At 61.3% G+C, this 1,465-nt stretch carries 1 protein-coding gene; it reads left to right on the top strand.

Annotated elements, in window-relative coordinates; genetic code table 11:
- The first annotated feature begins 36 nt into the window (after nucleotides 1-36).
- The gene (locus JQ611_RS41400; RefSeq protein ID WP_212468841.1) at nucleotides 37-1,398 is read left to right on the top strand and encodes an IS1182 family transposase; all 1,362 of its coding nucleotides are present in this window, start codon (nucleotides 37-39) and stop codon (nucleotides 1,396-1,398) included.
- Nucleotides 1,399-1,465: the final 67 nt, after the last annotated feature.

Raw genomic sequence — 1,465 nt, 5'->3', positions numbered from 1 at the left:
ATTCATTCCGTCCCGTCTGGGCGGGAGATCGAATCGATGATGGGTCCGCGGCAGGTTGATCAGGCCCCGCTGTTTTACGAGTTCTCACTTGAGCGACATGTTCCGTCGGCTCACTTGCTGAGGGCGATCGACCGGTTCGTCGATTTGTCAGACATTCGCAGTCACTTGGCGCCGTTTTACAGCTCGACTGGCCGGCCTTCGATTGATCCGGAACTGCTGGTCCGGATGCTGTTGGTTGGCTACTGCTACGGGATTCGTTCCGAACGGCGGTTGTGCGAGGAGGTTCACCTGAACCTCGCCTACCGCTGGTTCTGTCGGCTCGGGCTCGATGGCGAGGTGCCGGACCACTCGACGTTCTCCAAGAATAGGCATGGCCGCTTCCGTGACTGCGATCTGCTGCGAAAGCTCTTCGAGACCGTGGTCCGGCGCTGCATGGCCGAGGGGCTGGTGGACGGGGCTGCCTTTGCGGTCGATGCCAGCCTGATTGCTGCCGATGCCAACAAGCAGCGCTCTACGGCCGGGTCTGATGATGTTGACTGGGAGGCCATCGCCAGGACGCGCCGATCCGTCCGGGAATATCTCGATACCCTGGATGAGGCTGCTTGGGGCGCAGCCAGCGAGACGGTACCGAAGTTCATCTCCAGGTCGGATCCGGCCGCACAATGGACTGGCGCTCACAAAGGGCATGCCTTCTTTGCCTACGCCGACAACTACCCGATCGACCTGAAGGCGGCGATCATCGTCGATGTCGAGGCGACGCGAGCTATCCGGCAGGCCGAGGTTGGTGCGGCACGCACCATGATTGAGCGCACCGGAGAGCGTCTCGGGCTCTGTCCCGAGCGCCTGGCCGCCGACAGTGCTTACGGTTCAGCCGAGATGCTGGGGTGGCTCGTTAACGAGCACGCGATTGAGCCGCACATTCCTGTGTTCGACAAGTCGGCCCGCGACGATGGGACGTTCTCCCGTGAAGACTTCGCCTACGATCAGGAACACGATCTCTACGTCTGTCCAGCCGGCAAGGTGCTGAGTTCTACCGGAACTCTGGTGAATGACGGGGCAACACTGCTCTACCGCGCCAGCAAGTATGACTGCGATGCTTGCGAACTCAAGCCACGGTGTTGTCCGAAAATGCCGGCCCGTAAGGTCCCGCGGTCAATCCACGAACAGGCCCGAGACGTTGCGCGCGACATCGCGAAGACCGATGCCTACGTCAAGTCGCGCCGTGAACGGAAGAAGATCGAAATGCTGTTCGCGCACCTGAAGCGCATCCTGCGCCTCGATCGCCTCAGGCTGAGAGGCCCCCTTGGTGCTCGGGACGAGTTCCTCCTGGCGGCCACCGCCCAGAACCTCCGAAAGCTGGCAAAGATGATCGTGCCGCCTGCTTTGAAGCCCGCTTGAGCGCAGAGAGGCCCGCGTGCGTTGTCTCTTCGATCTATCCAGAACGATTAGTTCGCCGACTTCTTCA

Origin of the sequence: Bradyrhizobium sp. AUGA SZCCT0182, from assembly GCF_018130185.1 — a bacterium.
Classification (GTDB): Bacteria; Pseudomonadota; Alphaproteobacteria; order Rhizobiales; family Xanthobacteraceae; genus Bradyrhizobium.
This window is presented reverse-complemented; position numbering and strand designations above follow the sequence as displayed.

Excerpts from the sequence above, each read along its gene's own strand:
- JQ611_RS41400 (WP_212468841.1), top strand. The coding sequence starts at position 37 with ATGATGGGTCCGCGGCAGGTTGATCAGGCCCCGCTGTTTTACGAGTTC.